This window comes from Coleofasciculus sp. G1-WW12-02, from assembly GCF_040219735.1.
Classification (GTDB): domain Bacteria; phylum Cyanobacteriota; class Cyanobacteriia; order Cyanobacteriales; family Coleofasciculaceae; genus Coleofasciculus.
Genome location: NZ_JAVJRX010000098.1, coordinates 1 through 17,692, shown reverse-complemented (window position 1 = coordinate 17,692; position 17,692 = coordinate 1). Strand labels below are relative to the sequence as shown.

Here is a 17,692-nt window from a genome sequence, read left to right as displayed (position 1 = left end):
TAAAATATGAGTCAGTTGGATCAAATAATTAGTCTAATTAAATCTTCCCCCCTTACAGATATTATCACTGTTGGTTTCATTGATCATGATAATGATATTGATGTTAAGATGTTTAATATTATACAAACAGAACTATATTTAGAATTTGAACCTTATTTTATAAGATGTTCGTCAATAAACCAATATGACAAATTAAAAATGGAAGTTGTAGATAAAATAGTTTTTGATTTTAAAATAGAAGAAGGGGATGAATATTGTATAAGTTCAATTTCAGATATGTATTTATTTGATCCTTATGGAACTAACGAGATAACATCTATAGAATTTCTTTTAGATCAAGAAATTGATATAGACGAAGGAGTGTTTAAATGTGTTCAACTAAATATTGGCAGTAAAGATAAAATATTTTTAGACCCTACGCATACTTTTGGTATTAAAATAAACGGAAAAAGTTCTTTTATTGAATGGATAGACAATAAAATAGCTCAACCTAATTACAGCAGCTATAGTAAATTAGTTTGGGATAAAATAAACAATAAAAGTGTTATAAATAGACTTTTTCCAGAAGGATAGAGCCATAATATATAAAAAAATAAATGACCAGATACCTTTGTTAATATAGCGTTTTCAAATGATACATAAAAATACCTTGGAGTTTTTTTTCAGGTTAGTAAATCTGACTTGGAATGCTGAACTGTCAGGGATTACAGCTCATACCAAAGCGTAAAAGTCGAACGTCTTAGTTTTCTCAAATGTAAACGCTATAAGCAGTTATGTCGAATAAATTAACCATTGAAGAGGCTGAAGCAGCTATTCTCAAAGATCTCTCTATATGTGTAAATAATTGTGTTTAGCTGCTTAACTTTCCAAAAATAATTTCAACATTCTGGTATAAGGTATATCGAAAATGAAAACAGAACGCTCTAAAACTAGCTACGAGTTATCTTTTTGGGAAACTTCAAAGATAATTATTGGCATAATTGTTTCAGACTCTACATTAACAAAACAAGATGAAGAAATTTTTAGCTGCTATTTAACTTTCCAGGTTAGTCCAGAAATTTATCATCACATTGATAACAAAGCCTTATTCAACCTCAAACCAGAAATCTGGAGTCCTTTCTCAAATGGTGCTTTTCAAGCCGTAACTGATATTACAATCAAAGCAACTTTAGACCCGGTTTTGCTACCGGAGATAGCTGCAAATTCTACCACTCCAGAACAAGTCGCAACCTACCTTCAACACCTCAGCCAGGAACAACCTAATCATCCTCTCCTCTGCGTGCATAGCTGGTACGCTACAGAAGTCAGCCAAAAGACTACTGGCTATCGTACTCTCTGGTATTATCTTAACCCTGCCGATATTACTGCTAACGGCATTGAGCCTGAAAAAATGAATGAAGCTATGCTTAACTTTGCCCAGGAGTGGGCTAACAATAACGGTTCAGGAGTTACTGCAGATGCTGTAAAAGAAGCAGTGGAGGAAATGAGCCAAAACTTTGCCGAGATAACTGACAGCATTTCGGAAATGACTCAGGAGATGGTTTCGGAAACTGTCGAGGAAATGACAAATGCCTTTGCAGAACTAGCTGAAAGTATTTCTGAGATAAGCGAAGAAGTTGCTTCAGAAAGGACTATTTTTCAGGTGATGGTCAGTTTCTTTCAAAAAGAAGAATGGGCATTTAAGCAGCTAGATAACTCAACGTTGCATCTCCTATTTCAAGGGAAAAATGGTCAGTTTAACTGCTATGCTAGAGCCAGAGAAGCACAGAAACAATTTGTTTTTTATTCCCTCTGTCCAGTTAAAGTTCCTCCGAAGAAGCGCAAGCAGTTAGGAGAGTTTGTTTGTCGCGCTAACTTTGGCATGATTATCGGTAACTTTGAACTAGACTTCAACACAGGTGAAATTCGCTACAAAACTAGCATTGATATTAAGGATAGCTTCCTGACTGAAGAAACATTGAAACAGTTGGTTTACACCAATGTCTTAACTATGGATCAATACCTTCCGGGTATTGAAGCCGTGATTTCTAGCAAAACATCACCAGAAGACGCGATCGCACAAATCGAATCCTGACTTATCCGACAACGCGCGATCGCACACCTCTCCTACTCATCAATTACCGCTGTGCGGTCAAGCAATAGCAGCGATCTCAACTGATCAGTATCCATATCCGTGACCCAGTTTTCACCCGCTTCTACTGTCTGTTCTGCCAACTGCTTCTTACTTTCAATCATGTCATTAATCCGTTCTTCCAACGTCCCTGTACAGACAAACTTATGCACCTGCACATTACGAGTTTGACCAATTCTAAACGCCCGATCTGTCGCCTGATTCTCCACCGCCGGATTCCACCAGCGATCGATGTGAAAAACATGATTCGCCCGGGTCAGATTCAGTCCAGTTCCCCCCGCTTTTAATGAAAGAATCAGAATCGGGGGTCCTTCGGGGTCATTTTGAAAACGGTCAATCATTTCCTCTCGTTGATTCTTGCGGGTTGCGCCATAGAGGAACAAGATTTCCTGATCAAATTGTTTTGCCAAATAAGGTTGCAACAGCTTACCCCATTCAGCAAACTGGGTGAAAATTAAAGCGCGATCGCCTTCAGAAATTGCTTCGTCTAACATTTCCTGTAAACGCAGTAATTTCCCAGAACGCTTAGCATCTTTTAAGGTTTTCTCTTTTAATAATTGGGCAGGATGATTACAGACTTGCTTGAGTCGCATCAGCAAGGTTAAAATTAACCCTTTGCGCTTAATTCCCTCTGCCGCTTCAATTTCTACCAATGATTCATCCACCAATTTCTGATAAAGGGTTGCCTGTTCTGCTGCAAGTCCACAGAATACCGTCATCTCCTGTTTTTCCGGTAAATCCTGAATAATCGTCTTATCGGTTTTCAGACGGCGAAGAATAAAAGGTTGCACTAACGATCGCAAAGTTTGCAACGAATCCCTGTCGCCAAACTTCTCAATCGGCATAGCAAACCGCCGCTGGAAAAATTGGCGATCGCCTAAATATTGGGGATTGAGAAAATCTAAAATTGACCACAACTCCGACAATCGATTCTCCACAGGTGTCCCCGTTAAGGCAATGCGAAATTCCGTCGGGAGTTTTCGCACGGCTTGCGACTGTTTCGCCCCTGGATTTTTGATATTCTGCGCTTCATCTAATACGACACCTTGCCAAGATACAGCTTCTAGAGTTGTGGCATCTCGATACACCAATGGATAACTGGTAATCACTAAATCCTGATTCTTAACCGCTTTAGCAAATGTCTTGCCTTTTGACCGTTTATCACCGTGGTGAACCATGGCTTTGAGAGTAGGAGCAAATTTTTTCACTTCCCGTTCCCAGTTCCCCAGTACCGATGTGGGACACACCAATAATGTAGGCGATTCCAGAACATCTTGTTCTTTTAAATGAAGCAGAAAGGCAATGGTTTGAATTGTGTTATGACAAAGAATGTTATTTGCCACAAAGTTGTGATGGTGGCTGACTTCAAAATCATACACCCATCCCTCATAGTCGATATCCTCGATGTCCTGAATCTGACAGTAGAAAACGTCTTGATCCAGGATATTTTGTAAGTATTCTGATGAGAATAAAGCAGAAAGCTTTTTGAAGGCAGAGGGCAGAGGGCAGAAGGCAGAAGGTAAGGAGGAAGGTGGCAAGGTAGAAGTCAATGAGAACTGTTCAGAAAGACTTGATATCACTCGTTCTCGACTAGCCCGTGAAAAGGGTTGTGAGACTAAATTCTGGTTATCTACCTCTATAATCCAGTCCGCGTAGGCGGACTTTGTTTGTGTAGCTGCGACTTCCAGTCGCCAGGTTTCTGGTTTACAGATTTCTTCCAGTTTCCGCTGTTTTTCTGGACAATTAAATCCAATTACTTGTAATAATCGACGTACTGAATTTCCACCAATTGTACAAATATATACGGATTTTCTGTCTGATATAGTAGATTGGTCAGGGCGCAAGGATGGTGTCCCTACGGTCATCTGTACTTCATCGGTTTGGGAATCGTTAGAGTCAGCGTGAAGAAGAGATTTGCCATTGGTTTCTCGTTTGTGTTGTGGTGTAATCTGCAACCAAATTCCCAAGCGCCGTAGTAATACAGAGAGTTGTTGAATCAGTAAAGGGGAAGCTGTACTGATTTCAATACTCCGCATCTGAGAAATAACAGACGCTTCCGCATCGAAATAGTTTTGGAGGAAGATCTTCACCGTATCTAGATCTGCCTGCATAATAAAATCTGGGATAGATTTACTATCGGATCGCATCCCCCAACTGTATCCTTTGGTTTGTAAGAATTCTCGGTAGGCTTGGCTATCGATTCGCAGATCTGGCACTCGATTCGGGTAGGTACAAATGCTAGGGTTATTGATTTTTATGTTGTACCGCTGACCGATTTTTTTGAAGATCTGGAGTAAGTCTTGTAAACAGTCTTTGTCTTTGTGCGAAATGTTGACCCTTGCTCGATCCGATTGCTCACATCCTTCGGCAATTTGCCAAGCCATAAACTTGACCAAATCCGGATCTTCGGGTTGCCCCTGCCAAATCATTTTGGCAGGTACACAGACGTAATCCCCCACCTGAAAATTAGTCGTCCAACCGTGATTGGTTAAGAGTTTATGACGATAGGTAATCGTAATTTGGCTTCCATCTTTAAGCTTGACGGTGCGTAGTTTTTCCTGCACTCGCTGGCGATAGAGACGCTGAATGGGAGCAGTGGTCATTTTATGGGTTTGTGAGTCAATGGCATTAATCAGTAACGACTCTGTTGGCTGACTCCAAAATCCCTCCCCATCAAATTCCGCTTCTGTTGCATACTGTTTCCAAATATCTTCAGCTTGGATAACTGTTCCATTGACGGAAATTAATGTACTAGGCGCGATGCATTTTCCCAATCCCATATCGTCCGCTAAACAAGCACCTAAGCCCCAGCGTTCCAAAAATGCAAGCCAACTGGCTCCTCGGAGTTGATACGGGCGTAATGTGCCGTTAAAGTCTTGGGGAACTTCAATCGGTTCAATCGTGCGATTTCCGGTGAGATTGGTAATTAATTCTTGCAGCGCCCCGGATGCTTCAAAGTGAACAACAGGCAGTTTTCCTAATGTTTTGGTATCTCCTGTCGCCAGTCGCAAGGCGTCTTCTACTGACAGACTCATATCTTCCTTTGATGCTGTCAGAATGGTGTGCGCCGCCCGCGCATCCGCAGGTTGTAGAGCAATCCATTCCCCATTGACTTCAACTAACGGGGATTTGAGTGACATCAGGCGCTGGAATTCTGATTTGGAGAGTTTAGTATCACCAATTGCCAAATCCCACTTAAATTTAAGCAGGCTTTGTAAACCCAAACGTTCCTCTTTCTTCGATTTAGGCGCTTCTGCGGTAATACTAATACCGAGGCGTTTTTCCCCTGATCCGGGGGCTAATCCTGGGGGTAAGATAATGCCCAAGCCACTGTCTTGCAGTCGCCATGCACTGGCTTTGATAAATTCATATACTTGGACGGGGTTGAGTTCACAAAACTGGGGACAGCGTTCGTGTAAGCTGGCTTCTAGGGGGGGATAGAGGCGAGAGGCTAACCCTAATCCTTTAAGTAAGGTTTCCTGGGGCTGTTCAATGGTTCGCCCGTGATAGTCTAATTGTTCGACAGGATGCCGCCAAATTGTTTTGGCATCGACTAATAAGTCAGCATCATCCATGGCTTGCAAGCAATAGTCAAGCCGCCAGTTTGTTTCATCGGGTTCAGGGGGTTGTAATACTAAGCATGTGCGAAAGAGATTTTGGGTTAAATCTTGGGTGGTGGGGGTAACCAGGTGCTGTTGGATAGATGTTGTCCAAGTGGACAATGCAGTATCCAAACGTGCGATCGCCATCGGTTCGACTTCTAGGCTATCCTTGTCGCTACAGAGGGCTTGCAGCCATTCGGGTAGGGGTGAGGTAGCGGTTGGGGGTGATAGCGACTCTACCCAATTTTTCACCTGAGTATTAATGGCATCTCGTAAAAAGTTCAGAATTAGGGATTGGGGATGTAGAGACGTTGCATGCAACGTCTCTACATTATCCTCATACGCTTGACAAGCTAAGGGCATGGATTGGGTAAACTCGGCTAAGCGAGTTTGATCGGTAGCACTGTCGAGGAGGGGTTGCCAGTAAGCGATGGCTTCGTCGTTGGGCTGACGATAGAGTCCTGGTACAAATTTACACCGAGTTAGTAAGTCTAAACTCCAGCGATAGACATGAGTCCAAAACCGTAAGTCTGATCCGACGTAATTATCGGAGACGTTGAATCCTCCTAAGGGTAGAGATTGAAGAAAGGGTAGGGCGGCTGAGGGGGTGAGACGGTATCCACTGACAGACCATTTTTGCAGTTCTAGGGATGAGGAGTCTGTCTCGTCTGTAGGGGGGAGTTGGGCAGAAAGAAGCGGGTAGGCTGATGTCTTAGAAGCTGTGGGGTGAGTGGGTAAAACTAGCAGGTGGGTTTGCCAAGAAGCGATCGCACTCTCAGCGTCGGCTTGGCTTTTTCCCGTTTCTGGTTCAGGAATGGTTAGGCTGCGATCGCGTAAAAATTCCCTTAACTCCGCCTGTGTCATCCCAAAGGGATGGGGCATAATCTGATTCTTGGCAGCAGAGTCCACGGAGGCTAAAGGACGCCACCGTTCTCCCCAAATAAATAAATAATTATTAGATTCGCGAGTAATCCAACTACCATGTAAAATTGCCATGTTTATAGAAAAATGAAAATAGAATCCAATACTATCAATTGCTACTTGTCCAATTTTAAAGGATGGGTGTGAGGCAGCAATTCTCGCACTCACCACTCTCGCACTCAGTCAGGGCGGGTTTAGTCGAATCTCTTGTGAGGGAAAAAACGATAATAGTGAAACCCTCCCCTACTGAACTCAAAACTCAGACGGGCTATGGCACATCTGGGACATTCAAAACTCAAAATTCAAAACTCAAAACCCTTATCAAAGCAGCATTATTCCATAAATGCTAGGATTGCGACAGAGAAAAAAACATGATAAACAGAGAAGGGTAACGAACCAAATGGTAGAGTTAGACAAATCAATATCCTTTGATGGACGGGATATTCGGCTAAGAGTCGGTCTACTAGCACCCCAAGCTGGGGGAACTGTACTAATTGAATCAGGAGATACAGCGGTTTTAGTCACGGCGACTCGCTCAGCGGGTCGAGAAGGCATCGATTTTCTCCCCTTATTAGTGGACTACGAGGAAAGACTGTATGCAGCCGGTCGAATTCCAGGTGGCTTTCTGCGGCGAGAAGGGCGTCCTCCGGAAAAAGTAACACTTACCAGCCGTCTGATTGACCGCCCGTTGCGCCCCTTGTTTCCCAGTTGGCTGCGCGATGATATTCAGATCGTAGCAACAACCTTGTCCATGGATGAACAAGTGCCACCGGATGTGTTGGCGGTAACTGGGGCATCAGTAGCGGTACTGCAAGCGAAAATTCCATTCTATGGTCCCATGGCAGCAGTACGGGTGGGGCTAGTTGGAGATGATTTCATTATTAATCCAACTTACCGCGAAATCGACAACGGTGATCTAGATTTGGTGGTCGCGGGTTCTCCCCAAGGCGTGATTATGGTGGAAGCCGGGGCGAATCAACTGCCAGAACGGGATATTATTGAGGCGATTGAATTTGGCTACGAAGCGGTGCAGGATTTAATTGCAGCTCAGCAAAACCTGCTCAAAGAGTTGGGGATTGAGATGACCCAAGTACAAGCGCCAGAAACCTCATCGGAACTGGAAGAGTTTATCCGCGATCGCGCCACGAAACAGATTAAGCAGGTATTGTCTCAGTTTGACTTAGATAAGCACGGTCGCGACGAAGCCTTGGACGAGATTAAGGAAAAGGAAATTCTGAGTGCGATCGCACAACGTCCAGAAGATGACCCCTTGCGCGTCGCCGCCGCTGATTCTCAATTGCTCAGCAGTGTGTTCAAAGGCTTGACCAAGAAGCTGATGCGATCGCAAATTGTCGAAGACGGTGTGCGTGTTGATGGGCGTAAACTGGATGAGGTACGTCCGGTGTCTTGTAAGGTGGGTTTATTACCCGCCCGTGTCCATGGGAGTGGTTTATTTAACCGAGGCTTGACTCAAGTGCTGTCTACGGTGACCTTGGGAACGCCTGGGGATGCTCAAATGTTGGATGATCTCAATCCAGAAGAAGAGAAGCGTTACCTGCACCACTATAACTTCCCGCCCTTTTCCGTGGGGGAAACCAAACCCATGCGATCGCCGGGACGCCGGGAAATCGGTCATGGGGCGTTAGCGGAACGGGCGATTATTCCCATATTACCGCCGCAAAATGAGTTTCCTTATGTGATTCGGGTGGTATCGGAGGTGCTCTCGTCCAATGGTTCAACCTCGATGGGTTCGGTTTGTGGATCGACTCTAGCTTTAATGGATGCAGGGGTTCCGATTACCAAACCCGTCAGTGGTGCGGCGATGGGATTGATTAAAGAAGGCACGGAAGTCCGGATTCTCACAGATATTCAAGGGATTGAAGACTTTTTGGGCGATATGGACTTTAAAGTCGCGGGAACAGATACTGGGATTACTGCCTTACAAATGGACATGAAAATCACCGGTCTGCCCATGGAAACCATTGCCAAAGCGATTGAACAAGCTAAACCGGCGCGACTGCACATTTTAGAAAAGATGCTAGCGGTGATTGACAAACCCCGCCCCGATCTTTCTACTTTTGCCCCACGCTTGCTGACGATGAAGATTGATCCTGACTTGATTGGGTTGGTAATTGGTCCTGGCGGTAAGACGATTAAAGGAATTACGGAACAAACTGGTGCCAAAATCGATATTGATGATGATGGCACGATTACGGTTTCTGCTGTTGAAGGAGAAAAGGCAAAGAAAGCCATTACCCTGATTCAAGGGATGACTCGTCGCTTAGAAGAAGGGGATGTTTATGCCGGTCGCGTGACTCGGATTATTCCCATTGGTGCGTTTGTGGAAGTGTTACCAGGGAAAGAGGGAATGATTCACATTTCCCAACTGGCAGATTATCGTGTGGGTAAGGTGGAAGATGAGGTTGCTGTTGGCGATGAAGTGATTGTCAAAGTGCGAGAAATTGACAATAAAGGTCGGATTAATCTGACTCGTTTGGGAATTCATCCCGATGAAGCAGCCGCAGCGCGTGCAGCAGCGACAACTTAGATGGTTTTGGAGTTAGCTGAACGTTAAATCAATTGTCAGCAAGCCGCAGCATCCGCCAAGAACTCAAGTTCTTGGCTGAAAGCTTAAGTCCATTAAAATGGACTAAAACTTTTATCCAGTCAGCTCGATTCTGACTTGAGTAGGGTGGGCATTGCCCACCAACCTTAAGTCAGCAGCATCCAGCTTAAGTCCATTAAAATGGACTAAAACTCTTATCCAGTCAGTACCGTTAAAACCTTTATCCATGTATCCGCTTTAGCTTCATTCACCGGCTTGAGTGGTATCCCCGCCCGTAATCCTTCGATTAACGCCTCTAGCTGTTTTCCTTGATTAAATAACCGATTCCGGTTCCCTGTTTCCGATTCTCGATACCCTGAAAATTCACACCGGAATCCGATCAAAATAACATCGCCGTCGCAACGCCTGTCGCAGTAGCACCTGATATTCCTGCTCCTCTATCGTACAAGCGCCAAAGCGAGATAAGTGAGGATTCATCATTTGAACATCAAACAACAAAAAGCCGCGCGATCGCAACCGCTCGACTAACTTAACTAACGCCACCTTTGAGCCTTCCGGAATCCGGTAAAACATGGATTCGCCAATAAACGCGCCGCCAATTACAATCCCTAAAACCCCACCCGCTAGCTCATTTCCTTGCCAGGTTTCAAAGCTATACGCCCAACCTTCCTGATAAAGTAACCAATAAATTTCCTGGAGTTCCGCAGAAATCCAGGTACTTTCCCGATTGGCACAACCGGCAACAACGCCTTTAAAGTCTCGGTTAATTGCCGTGCTAAACCGCTTCTGATTTAAAACCCGCTGTAGCGATTTGGGATAGCGAAACCGCTCGTCTAAGGGAATGATTGCTCGCTGGCGACTGGAGTACCACCCTAATGATCGGGTTTCATCCGCCATCAAAAAATAGCCTTGAGCATATCCTTGGATTATTGTCGGAATATTTAACTCCATAGTGATCGAACTCGATTTAGAGTCCCTGTTCTTGAACCGCTAAATTTCAGTTTAAAATTTCCCTGATCGGACATAATTTCGCTATGCTTAAAAATAAAATAATATTTCTCAATGATGCCCCTCACATCATCTCTTCTGAGGTTGACAAATTAAACAATGTATGTTTGCTTAATAGCAAGTTGTGATTCACCGTACTGTATTAGGGAGACAAGCAAGTATAGATAAGGGAGAGAAAATACTACAGACGAACACAACTCTGGCTAAAAAATGCCTTTCCAAGAATGGTAGTTTTCCCATCCCGAAAATAAACATTTTGGCTTTTTACTTTTTATGGCTGAACCTATTCCCCCCGTTACCCTTCCCCCTGCTGAAAATGCCCAGCAGGAAGGAAAATGGTTGCGAGACGCTTTGGTTCACTGGCTGGATCATGAATTTTTGCCAGAACCAGCGAATCAGGACATTGCCGATCGCGCCTCCCAAATCTTTGTCCGCCAACGATTAGAAGGCGAAAACGATGTTGGTGCTTTGGTGATTGCCATTGTGACCGAAATGCAAGCCTTCGACTTCCGAGAAAGCTTTTATAGTGAATTTGCGATCGCCAACGCGGTTAGTGATTTGCTCCTAGACAGTCTGGGTATTGACCGTTGCTGTGGAAATTAGTCCTGCGTCATTGGTCATTTGTCCCAAGTCTTTCGGTAAGAACGATTGACCAATGACCCAAATCTACCAACTCGACTTAACCACCCCTGGTAGTAATCCTTTGTGCGCCCATTCCCGCAGTACATGGCGAGATAGACCAAAATCCCGATAGTAGCCCCGGGGACGCCCTGTTACCCAACAGCGATTCCGTACCCGATTCGGCGCACTACTGCGGGGTAACTGTTGGATTTTCCGGTGAATCTCTAGTTTCTCAGCCGGAGAGGAAGCATTCTCGAACTCTTCTTTCAGCGCTGTTCGCTTAGCCGCATACTTCTCAACCATCTTCTTGCGCTTTTTCTCGCGCTCAATCATTGATTTTTTAGCCATGAGTCTTTGGCGTTTCCCTAAATAAAGACACTGTTTCCTATCTTATCGAATTTTTTGACCTCCCCAGTCTAAAGGCGTGGGGATTCTTTCTTCACAACTATCCAGAGGTCATTCGTCATTCGTCCTTTGTTGATTAGAAAATCTCTTCCCCGGCTCCCAGACGTTCCACCGGAACGTCTCTACAACCCCGGCTCCCCCGGCTCCCCCGGCTCCCTCTACAACCCCGGCTCCTCCTGCTCCCCCTGCTCCCCCTGCTTCCCCTGCTTCCCCTGCTCCCCCTGCTCCCCCTGCTCCCCCTGCTCCCCCACCTTTCATCCCTCAACCCTAGCGCTGGGACATAAATCCGCCAATACGCAAGCGTCGCACTTCGGCTTCTTCGCCTGACAAATTGCCCGACCATGGTAAATTAGGCGGATTGACCAATTTTCCCAGTCTTCCAAAGGCAAGAGTCGCATTAAATCGCGTTCGATACGAATCGGGTCACTATGTTCCGTCAAACCCAGACGCTGAGTCAAGCGCTTGACATGAGTATCCACCGTCACCCCCTCGTGGATATCAAAGGCATTAGCTAGCACAACATTGGCAGTTTTGCGAGCCACACCAGGTAATTTAATCAGCAGTTGGATACGTCGAGGAATCTGACCGCCAAACTCGGTGACAATCATCCGACAAGCCCCTTGAATATTTTTCGCCTTATTGCGATAGAATCCAGTCGGACGCACCAAGGCTTCGAGCACCTCAATATCCGCCTGCGCGATCGCAACAGCATTAGGAAATTGGCGAAACAATTCCGGTGTCACCTGATTCACTCGTTCATCTGTACATTGTGCCGACAGAATCGTCGCCACCAATAACTGTACAGGGGTGTCATACTTTAGCGTACAGTGAGCATCTGGATAAAGTCGCTTCAGGCGAATCAAAATCTCCAATGCGCGTTGCTGTTTAGCAGACCATTTACGGGTGATGCTCATGTTCCCACTAGATCATCCTCAATACTCTCTCACACAGTCAGGGCGGGTTTAGTCGCATCTGGGTGATAAAAGGAACGATAATAGTGAAACCCGCCCCTCCATACATAAGACATAAGACGATCTTCACTGAAACAAGTTTTGCACCCAACTCGAGGGAACTAAATTTGCCGTATCCCGCACAATCAAGAAAATGCCTAACCCCAAAAGCAAAACCAACCCAGTTTGCATAATATTTTGCTGAACTTCTGTGGGGATGGGTTTACCGCGAATTCCCTCAATCGCTAAAAATGCTAGTTGACCCCCATCCAGCGCGGGTAAAGGCAAGATATTAATAATCGCCAAATTGATGCTAATCAACGCGGCAAACTGAAACAGATTCCCTGCATCAGAACGGGCAATATTCGCGCCAATTGCCACAATCGCCACTGGACCGGATACTTGTTCAGCCGTTTCACTAAAGTTGCTAATCAGTTGACCAAAACCTTTGGCGATTTCAGTACTCAAGCGCTGGTATTCGTCAGCCGCAATCGTAAACATCTCTAAGAATCCGTCAGCGTACTTGCGAACTATCTCACCATTAGGTGCCAGTTGCACGCCAATTTTACCTTTGCCATCATCGCCCCGTTCTGGCGTCACGTCCAGGGAAAGGGTTTTTTGACCCCGTTTAATCAAAAGTTCTAGGGGTTGGTTGGGGGAGTTTTGAATTTCGCTCATCAGGGTAATGATCGCATCCCGACTGGCTCCCAAGGGTTGATCCTCAACCGCCAAAATAACATCCCCTGGTTTAATCCCCGCTTGTTTTGCCACTAAGCTACTTTCTGCGGCAATTTCTGGAACCCTTACTCCGGGTTGGTAATTGAAGTCAGTAATCCCCACCGTTCCTATCTGCACAACCAGTAGAAAGTAAGCAAAGATCAGGTTGGCAATTACCCCAGCACTAATTACAATCGCTCGGTCTAAAACAGGTCGATTGCGAAGTAAATTTGGGTCATCTGGGGGAATCTCGCTATCGGGGTCATCATCGGGGAAACCGACAAATCCCCCTAGGGGGAAAGCACGTATCGCATATTCCGTATCGGGTCCTTGGTATTTCCACAGAACTGGACCAAAACCCAGGGAAAAGCGATTGGCATAAATTCCCTGCAAACGAGCTGCCATAAAGTGACCCAGCTCATGCACCACAATCAAAACCGCTAAGACTGCGATCGCCGCCAAAATTGACATAAGAAGTAATGTAACGATTGCTTGCGTCCTTTCTATTGTACGTTGTGGCTTTCAATACTTGTTGAGTGTCCACAAACCATACTCTCGATAGATTCTTAGAAGCTGTGGGTTTTTAGACTTTAAGCCCAAGATGGGTTAATGATCATAACACCTCACGTCCCATATAGGGGTGTAGAACCTCTGGTATTTTAACTGTACCGTTCGGTTGCTGATAATTCTCTAAAATTGCCGATAGGGTGCGTCCAATGGCTAATCCTGAGCCATTTAAGGTATGCACAAACTGAGTCCCTTTTTTGCCCGCTTCCTTAAAGCGTAGACTACCGCGTCGCGCTTGGAAATCACTGCAATTGGAACAACTCGAAATTTCCCTGTATTTTCCCGAGGAAGGTAACCACACTTCCAGGTCATAGCATTTTGTGGCAGAGAATCCCAAATCCCCAGTACAGAGTTCAATAACCCGGTAAGGGAGTTTTAATGCCTCTAAAATTGCCGCTGCATCCTTAACCAGCTTTTCATGTTCGGCTTCCGAGGTATTCGGATGAACAATTTTGACCAGCTCAACTTTATTGAACTGGTGCAGTCGAATCAATCCTTTGGTATCTCGCCCATAGCTACCGGCTTCTCGGCGAAAGCAGGGAGTGTAGGCACAGTGATAAATAGGGAGTTGGGAGGCGTCTAGGATTTCGTCACGGTAAAGATTAGTTAAGGGAACTTCCGCCGTAGGCAAAAGCCACAGATCATCACTGTCGCACTTGAAGCTTTCTTCGGCAAATTTTGGCAGTTGACCCGTCGCCGTTAATGAGCGGCTGTTAATCAGCATCGGTGGTATAACTTCCACATAGCCGGCTGCAATTTGCCGATCTAGCATAAAACTAATCAACGCCCGCTCTAAGGCAGCACCTGCGCCGATGAGACTGACAAAACGGCTTTGGGCAACTTTCACCGCCCGCTCAAAATTGAGAATACCCAGGGTTTCGCCAATTTCCCAATGGGGTACAATCTTGTCATTCTGGGGAATATACTCGTCACCCCAACGACGCACCTCGACATTTTCCGCTTCACTCCGACCCATGGGAGTTGAAGGACTGGGTAGATTGGGTAGGGAGAGTAATAGCGCCTCAATTTCTGCTTTGAGTTCTTTTTCTTGAGGTTCTAGTTCACTAATTTGGGTTTTAACCTGGTTGCCTTCCTCTCGCAATTGTTGGATTTCCGGCGCGTCAGGGGGACTCCCTGCTTTAATTTTTTGACCGATGAGTTTACCAATCTCATTGCTGCGGGCTTGCAGGCGGCTACGGGAGGTCTCTAGCTCCCTTTGACGCTGATTCAAGTCCAAAATGGGCTGAAGGTCATACTGACCCGCCCCGCGTTGCTCTAGGCGTTCTTGGACGCTTTGTGGATTTTCTCGGATTTGCTTTAGGTCAAGCACAGATTTTTACGGATACTGGGCAAAATTGCCTTGGGCATCTGGGTGAAATTACCATTTTCCAGAATACCAATCTGGCACAGTTATGTTCCAAAGTACAGGGTATGATTTCCGGAAAGCGGGGAACAGGGGGAGTAGGGGGAGCTGGGGGAGCAGGGGGAGCTGGGGGAGCAGAGGGAGCTGGGGGAGCAATCTTCCAGACCTGCCATGGCGCCTCTTGGAGCTGGGGAAGAGACTTCCTAATTAACAAGTGACAAATGACAAATGACAAATTACCGATTAATGCGATTGAACAGCCAAATGGCAATGGCGATTCCCGCGAAATGGGCAGTAATGGTGTTGATATTCGCCTGTACCAGAAATAAGTCTAAGGGTCGAATGAATCGATTAGCATCATAAACCGTTAAGCCAGAAGGTTGAGAAATCGAGCGGATCACAATGCTGCCGATAATGGCTTGGGCGCCCAGAATCGTCAATAACATTCCCGCCATATTGACAATTAATCCTAGCCTGATGGTTTTGAGGGTATCGGCTTTGCTGGGTCGTGTTTCCACATTACCAGTCAACAGTTGCTTGGAAATGCGAGTATAGCGCCATGCAATGTAGACACCTACGCCCAAGGTGACTAACCCACATATTGCTAAAAATATGCCAAACCCAACACCCTGTTTTTCTTCTGTCGGTCCGATGGTGCGACCCGCGATTCCTGTGAGTAAAATCCCCAGTGAAACAACACCAAGGGTTAATTGTACCCATAAGGCAATCCTGCCAAAGGTACGCAGCACCAAGGCGATGCGCTGGAGGGGAGTGGGGAGTGAGGAAGTATCGGGCAATTCTCGCATGGGGACTCAAATCCGTGAGTGACACCTATTTCATATTTAACCAGGAGAACGAAGAAGCTGTGATTTGTTGAGCCAAAGGCTGACTACCACGACTGTTTGCCACTCCGGATAAAATTTCATAATTCATGTACTTATATTTCCTAACTTCCCGGTTATTCCTCCGTGAACTTTTAATGGAGGTTAGGCGTCTGTGAGAGAGCAGGTATGTGTGCCCTGCCTTAACCCTACGGTGGGAACGTAATTATCACGTCAGCTCATGGAGGAAGCGTATGGAACCAACTGGGAAACAACATTTATCCTACGCCATTTGTGCCATCGCTTTAGTCTGTAGCTTGTCTTTCTATAAAACTCAGGTCAGTGCTAATCCCCTATCTGCTGCTCAAGAACACTGGCAGGCGATCGCAACGGCTAATCCCGATCTGTTAATCTATGGCTACAGTGATCATGCTGTCCTCAAGCGCTCCTACAGTGTGCCTGATGTAAATCAGACGTATCAGGGACAATCCATCTACTCAGCTTGGCAGGACTTTTTCCGCCAGTATGATATTAAAGACTTTCAGGTACTGGAGCTGCATCGGTGCGATCGCACCGTTAAAGCCCAAATTCAGATCACTGCCAAGTCCGCTCAAGGACTGATGGTGGTTTGGTCAATGTCTTACCAGGCTGACTTCGATCAAACGGGTAAGATTATTAAAGAAGTTTGGCATACGAATCCAGAACTGGGTGTTTAACTAACGTTTCCCAGACCCCTCCGGAATAGGGTAGCATCTCTTATCAGTGAAATAAGGACGGTCTGAAACCCCTTTTGGGAAAACGTTAAGGAATTGAAAACAAAATATTGCGGACTATTGCTCCATAAGCTAGTAGAAATTATTAATGCTGGCAATGCGATCGCGCAATCGGGTTCACACTGAGGGGACGATTTTCCCTTGAACTGGACTAGAAAGCCTAGATGTTTTTGGAGAATCACTCCATTACTTGGCTAAAATTGATGGAGATTATTCAGTGTTGTTGCATCTGCCGTCACCAAACTAACGAGTGCATTAGACGACCTCAATAGTTTGAGGTTATAAAGTACCAGAGGAATGAGCAAGCTAAGATTGCTCGTTATTCATCGATACATTGCACCGAAAATTTTCAGGGTGTTGAAACCATGGTTAGTTTTAGGAAAACTGTCCCATGCCAATTTGACTTACTGGGATATTCAGCGGACTATGCAGATGAAATTTGAGGATATCTATCAGTTTTTTCAAGACCCTCCTCCCAACTATCTCAACAAGGAATTAGCTGTATGTTATGTGTTGTCTGTCCTCATAGAAGGGGAATCCTATGGCACCCACTTGATCCAACAACTCGAACACGAATACCCAACCTATCGACTGTCTGATACAGTTCTTTACAGCGCCCTCAAGTTTCTGGAGGAAGCTGGGGCAATCACTGGGTATTGGAAAAAAGTGGAAGGACGAGGACGCCCGCGTCGTATGTATCAGATCTCTAGCGATTGGCGGGATAAAGCCCGCGAACTAGCAGGGTTTTGGCGTGGCTATATTACTCAGGAGAAAGAAGCAATATAGCACATTGCGGCAGACTTGCACCATCAGTTACCACCTTTCTCTGACTCCATTCGGTGCAAACACGGGTTGATTAGGTGAACTGGTGGTCAGCTTCTGCTGTCATGTCTGGTTCTTTGGCTAGACGAGTTATCTGAATTCGGCAAGAAGCCTCACGTCCTACCCGCTAGGGAGGCGTGAGATGAATTGCCAGTCTCTCGAAACTTGTTTTGATTTTTTCTGACAACAAGTTCGGCATAAGGTATAATTCACTAATGAGAACAAATTCTTTCAATTCTCATTTACAAAGGTATAGGTCGTAAGCAAAGGATACCTGGCTTAGATTAATATCAGTGAGTACACCCATTCTGTCGTCTACATTCCTGCTAACTCTGTTGTTAGCGGTGGGCTTGTTCTTTTTCATCCGTGCTTCGGTTAAAGACCGAACCCAAAAAGTTCAACTCATTGCCCAAGAACCAGAAGCA

The 17,692-nt window shown here is 45.5% G+C and carries 16 protein-coding genes; 7 read left to right on the top strand and 9 right to left on the bottom strand.

Annotated features, from left to right (window positions below; all coding sequences use genetic code 11):
- Positions 1–6: 6 nt before the first annotated feature.
- Together RID09_RS15685 and RID09_RS15680 are read left to right on the top strand one after the other, a co-directional pair.
- Entirely contained in the window at positions 7–573 is a 567-nt protein-coding gene (locus RID09_RS15685) for a hypothetical protein (RefSeq protein ID WP_446336857.1), read from the top strand.
- 334 nt (positions 574–907) lie between these two features.
- The gene (locus tag RID09_RS15680) at positions 908–2,074 is read left to right on the top strand and encodes a YbjN domain-containing protein (RefSeq protein ID WP_446336856.1); all 1,167 of its coding nucleotides are present in this window, start codon (positions 908–910) and stop codon (positions 2,072–2,074) included.
- A 32-nt stretch (positions 2,075–2,106) separates the two neighbouring features.
- On the opposite strand, the gene RID09_RS15675 is transcribed toward RID09_RS15680, so the two are convergent.
- Positions 2,107–6,729, bottom strand: coding sequence for an SNF2-related protein (locus RID09_RS15675; RefSeq protein WP_446336855.1), 4,623 nt, complete (start codon positions 6,727–6,729; stop codon positions 2,107–2,109).
- Positions 6,730–7,054: 325 nt separating this feature from the next.
- On the opposite strand from RID09_RS15675, the gene RID09_RS15670 reads away from it, so the two are divergent.
- Complete coding sequence (locus RID09_RS15670; protein ID WP_446336854.1) at positions 7,055–9,202, top strand: polyribonucleotide nucleotidyltransferase; 2,148 nt, start codon at positions 7,055–7,057, stop codon at positions 9,200–9,202.
- 212 nt (positions 9,203–9,414) lie between these two features.
- On the opposite strand, the gene RID09_RS15665 is transcribed toward RID09_RS15670, so the two are convergent.
- Positions 9,415–9,603: a hypothetical protein gene (locus RID09_RS15665; protein ID WP_446336853.1), complete on the bottom strand. Its 189-nt coding sequence runs from the start codon at positions 9,601–9,603 to the stop codon at positions 9,415–9,417.
- Entirely contained in the window at positions 9,584–10,171 is a 588-nt protein-coding gene (gene aat, locus RID09_RS15660; RefSeq protein ID WP_446336852.1) for a leucyl/phenylalanyl-tRNA--protein transferase, read from the bottom strand. The genes RID09_RS15665 and aat overlap by 20 nt, the downstream gene beginning before the upstream one ends.
- Positions 10,172–10,501: 330 nt before the next feature.
- Between aat and RID09_RS15655 the strand changes: the two genes are divergently transcribed.
- Positions 10,502–10,831: a hypothetical protein gene (locus RID09_RS15655; protein ID WP_446336851.1), complete on the top strand. Its 330-nt coding sequence runs from the start codon at positions 10,502–10,504 to the stop codon at positions 10,829–10,831.
- A gap of 63 nt (positions 10,832–10,894) precedes the next feature.
- Here the strand turns inward: RID09_RS15655 and rpsN are convergent, their stop codons facing one another.
- The 6 genes from rpsN to RID09_RS15625 form a co-directional block, all read right to left on the bottom strand.
- Positions 10,895–11,197 (bottom strand): 30S ribosomal protein S14, encoded by a 303-nt coding sequence (gene rpsN / locus RID09_RS15650; protein ID WP_446336850.1) that lies wholly within the window; start codon positions 11,195–11,197, stop codon positions 10,895–10,897.
- A 108-nt stretch (positions 11,198–11,305) separates the two neighbouring features.
- Positions 11,306–11,512, bottom strand: a complete 207-nt coding sequence (locus RID09_RS15645) for a hypothetical protein (RefSeq protein ID WP_446336849.1) — start codon at positions 11,510–11,512, stop codon at positions 11,306–11,308.
- Positions 11,509–12,168, bottom strand: coding sequence for an endonuclease III (gene nth, locus RID09_RS15640; protein WP_446336848.1), 660 nt, complete (start codon positions 12,166–12,168; stop codon positions 11,509–11,511). Before nth ends, RID09_RS15645 begins: the two co-directional genes overlap by 4 nt.
- Before the next feature lie 123 nt (positions 12,169–12,291).
- Positions 12,292–13,392, bottom strand: a complete 1,101-nt coding sequence (gene rseP, locus RID09_RS15635; protein ID WP_446336847.1) for an RIP metalloprotease RseP — start codon at positions 13,390–13,392, stop codon at positions 12,292–12,294.
- Between the two features lie 142 nt (positions 13,393–13,534).
- Positions 13,535–14,818 carry a serine--tRNA ligase gene (serS, locus tag RID09_RS15630; protein WP_446336846.1) on the bottom strand — a complete coding sequence of 428 codons (1,284 nt, stop codon included), beginning with the start codon at positions 14,816–14,818 and terminating at the stop codon, positions 13,535–13,537.
- Between the two features lie 269 nt (positions 14,819–15,087).
- The gene (locus tag RID09_RS15625; RefSeq protein WP_446336845.1) at positions 15,088–15,657 is read right to left on the bottom strand and encodes a DUF3611 family protein; all 570 of its coding nucleotides are present in this window, start codon (positions 15,655–15,657) and stop codon (positions 15,088–15,090) included.
- A gap of 269 nt (positions 15,658–15,926) precedes the next feature.
- On the opposite strand from RID09_RS15625, the gene RID09_RS15620 reads away from it, so the two are divergent.
- The 3 genes from RID09_RS15620 to RID09_RS15610 form a co-directional block, all read left to right on the top strand.
- On the top strand, positions 15,927–16,388 hold the full coding sequence (locus RID09_RS15620) for a hypothetical protein (protein ID WP_446336844.1): 462 nt from the start codon (positions 15,927–15,929) through the stop codon (positions 16,386–16,388).
- Between the two features lie 489 nt (positions 16,389–16,877).
- Positions 16,878–17,231: a PadR family transcriptional regulator gene (locus RID09_RS15615; RefSeq protein WP_446336905.1), complete on the top strand. Its 354-nt coding sequence runs from the start codon at positions 16,878–16,880 to the stop codon at positions 17,229–17,231.
- 329 nt (positions 17,232–17,560) lie between these two features.
- A partial coding sequence (locus RID09_RS15610; protein ID WP_446336904.1) for a cofactor assembly of complex C subunit B occupies positions 17,561–17,692 on the top strand: 132 nt, incomplete at its 3' end.

Excerpts from the sequence above, each read along its gene's own strand:
- RID09_RS15685 (WP_446336857.1), top strand. The coding sequence starts at position 7 with ATGAGTCAGTTGGATCAAATAATTAGTCTAATTAAATCTTCCCCCCTT.
- RID09_RS15680 (WP_446336856.1), top strand. The coding sequence starts at position 908 with ATGAAAACAGAACGCTCTAAAACTAGCTACGAGTTATCTTTTTGGGAA.
- RID09_RS15675 (WP_446336855.1), bottom strand. The coding sequence starts at position 6,729 with ATGGCAATTTTACATGGTAGTTGGATTACTCGCGAATCTAATAATTAT.
- RID09_RS15670 (WP_446336854.1), top strand. The coding sequence starts at position 7,055 with ATGGTAGAGTTAGACAAATCAATATCCTTTGATGGACGGGATATTCGG.
- aat (WP_446336852.1), bottom strand. The coding sequence starts at position 10,171 with ATGGAGTTAAATATTCCGACAATAATCCAAGGATATGCTCAAGGCTAT.
- RID09_RS15655 (WP_446336851.1), top strand. The coding sequence starts at position 10,502 with ATGGCTGAACCTATTCCCCCCGTTACCCTTCCCCCTGCTGAAAATGCC.
- rpsN (WP_446336850.1), bottom strand. The coding sequence starts at position 11,197 with ATGGCTAAAAAATCAATGATTGAGCGCGAGAAAAAGCGCAAGAAGATG.
- RID09_RS15645 (WP_446336849.1), bottom strand. The coding sequence starts at position 11,512 with ATGAAAGGTGGGGGAGCAGGGGGAGCAGGGGGAGCAGGGGGAGCAGGG.
- nth (WP_446336848.1), bottom strand. The coding sequence starts at position 12,168 with ATGAGCATCACCCGTAAATGGTCTGCTAAACAGCAACGCGCATTGGAG.
- rseP (WP_446336847.1), bottom strand. The coding sequence starts at position 13,392 with ATGTCAATTTTGGCGGCGATCGCAGTCTTAGCGGTTTTGATTGTGGTG.
- RID09_RS15625 (WP_446336845.1), bottom strand. The coding sequence starts at position 15,657 with ATGCGAGAATTGCCCGATACTTCCTCACTCCCCACTCCCCTCCAGCGC.
- RID09_RS15620 (WP_446336844.1), top strand. The coding sequence starts at position 15,927 with ATGGAACCAACTGGGAAACAACATTTATCCTACGCCATTTGTGCCATC.
- RID09_RS15615 (WP_446336905.1), top strand. The coding sequence starts at position 16,878 with ATGAAATTTGAGGATATCTATCAGTTTTTTCAAGACCCTCCTCCCAAC.